This is a genomic window from Roseobacter sp. GAI101, assembly GCF_000156335.1.
In the GTDB taxonomy this organism is placed as follows: Bacteria; Pseudomonadota; Alphaproteobacteria; order Rhodobacterales; family Rhodobacteraceae; genus Sulfitobacter.
The window spans coordinates 1-2,393 of sequence record NZ_DS999220.1 but is presented as its reverse complement, the minus strand read 5'-3'; the positions used below and the strand labels follow the sequence as shown (position 1 = coordinate 2,393).

Genomic DNA, 2,393 nt, shown 5'->3' with positions numbered 1-2,393 from the left:
ATCTTCAGAATGAACAGGCTGTTATTGTAGCAGAATTTGCGAGCCCAGATGATGACACTGGTACACCGGGCGTTGACGGTGGTGGAGATGAAGGTGGCGGTGGAGACGATGGAGAACAGGGTGGTGATCGAGACCCAGTTGACCCAGAAGAACCCACTAGCGATTTTGTTAATGTAGTCGTCAGCACCGTTTCCTTGCCAGTCACAAGCGGCAACATCCGGAAAAGTGGGGCTCTCATCTCTGAAGATGGAAGCTCTATACGCTATAATGTTTGGGGCGTGGATGAAGCCCGTAGCGAAAAGCTGGACGATTTTGAGCACCTGTACTACGGCACGGGCACCGATGGGCTTCAGTGGATTTATGGTGTGGCAACAACGCCAGAGCAGTTTGCTCTGCGTACTGGCACAGCGACGTTCAACGGCGGCTTGTCGGGCTATTACGCACAAGGGACCTTTGACTCCAACACGGTCTACGAAGACAGCGTCATGGGAGAGCTGGCTCTCAGTATCGACTTTGGAAGCAACAGACTGACTGGCGAAGGGCGGGTCGAAATCGATACCCCCGTTCGCTCGGAAACGCTGTCGTTCTCACTGAACGAAGCTGCGATCACGCAAGCTGGTGGACTCACTCGCTCTCTTGGATTCAGCTCCAGCGCGACACTCGAAAATGGTGCTTCCGGAAGTGGGAATTTTTCCGGCACATTCTATGGCGCTGATGCATCAGAGGCCGCTGGATCATTTGCCTTTGGTCTGTCCGGAGGCTTTGCCGCTGGGGTTTGGGCTGCGGGTGAGAATGTTGACCCGAACCAGAATGATGGTCCAGTTGGACGGTTCTCCACGCAGAAGTTGTCGGGCGCTATTTTTGATGCTGAGTATCTGTCAGGCGAAGATACTGACCCAACATTCACGGATGTTCCTGTCTCCCAAGGTGCGGGAGGGGGTGAAATCCGCCTGGTGAACAAGTTCAATTCTGGCGACCCAGCTGATCCCTACCAGTACACAAGCTGGGGAAATTGGGTTGCGAACGATAACACCATTGAGAACTATTCCGAGGGTGGATACTTCGTTGAAGCCGAGATGCGCACGCCATCTTCTGTGATTGAAAACAAGACGGGCACGGCATCATACAGCGGTGACATTGTTGGGGATTATGTGTCCGGTGGCGTCCGTGAAGATGCTGTTGGCCAAATAGACCTTACAGCGAATTTTTCTACGGACACGATGCAAGGCCAAATGCAGTTTGGTCACGGCGGTGCTGGCACGAACGCAGGCGGAACGGTTTCTCCCGTCGCTGATCTTGTTGATGTTCCCATCTCAAATAACGGGACCTTCGAACAGAACGTTGGTTCCTTTGGGGTGTCTGGATTTTTCACACGTCCTGATGCTGAAGAAGTGGGCGGCACCGCCTGGATGAACGTCAATGATGGATCGTACAACGGCGTGTTCCGTGCGAAACAGTAATTAAGGTAGTTGAGCATGAAACGTCTTTTTCCCGCCTTCGCGGCGTGCGCCGCTCTGACTCTGCTTGGACTTCCTACCCACGCAGCAACGCCAGAGCAGCTTCAACAAGCGCAAGCGCTTCTCAGCGCCGAGCAGCCAGCTCAGGCACTTGGTTTACTAGAGGCCGCACATGACCCTACCACGGCTTCCACGCAGGAGCTTTTCTTGCTGGGTATTGCAGCAAAGCAAGCCGGTAGGCTCGCTGAGTCCGAGGGATATTTCCGGTCTGCGTTGCAGCGTGAACCAAATGCAGGACGTATCCGTCTTGAGCTGGCTGAGGTGCTGTATCGTCAAGGTAAGCTCGATGATTCACGTACGGAGCTTGTAGCCGTGCGCGCAATGAGCCCACCTGAGCAGGTTCGGCAGAATATCGACGGCTTTATTGCGCAGGTAGATCAGGCCCGAGCCAATCCAAACGCAGGACCACGTGGGCCACAAAAAAACTGGAGTGCGTATATCACGGCAGGCTTTACCTCAGACAGCAACGTGAACGCGGGACCGGATACAGACACGGTTTTTCTATATGGTCTGCCCTTCACCCTGTCTTCAGCCGCTCAAGAGACCCAAGACACGGCCTTCTTTATTCGCACGGGCATCAACCATCAAGTCCAGCTGGATAATGGTATACTTTGGCGCAGCAGCGCTAACCTCAGCTTCAGCAACTATTTTGAAGCTAGTGCCTACGACACAACCAGTTTCTATGCGTCGACGGGACCAAGCTTCAAACTCAGCGATCAGCTAGGTCTATCCGTTCCGATCACCTACGATGTGCAGCGATACAACGAACAAGGCAGCTGGTACTCGCAAAGCTGGGGAATTGCTCCCCGTTTGCAGTATGCTGCACGTCCAGATCTACAGTTTTATTTGGATATGTCGGTTGCGCGAAAAAGCTTC

Annotated in this window: 2 protein-coding genes; both read left to right on the top strand. The window is 53.7% G+C overall.

Annotated elements, in window-relative coordinates; translation table 11 throughout:
* A partial coding sequence (locus RGAI101_RS22235; protein WP_198133770.1) for a hypothetical protein occupies nt 1-1,460 on the top strand: 1,460 nt, incomplete at its 5' end.
* A gap of 15 nt (nt 1,461-1,475) precedes the next feature.
* Nucleotides 1,476-2,393, top strand: a 918-nt coding sequence (locus tag RGAI101_RS21115; protein WP_037230696.1) for a tetratricopeptide repeat protein, incomplete at its 3' end; no start/stop codon positions are given.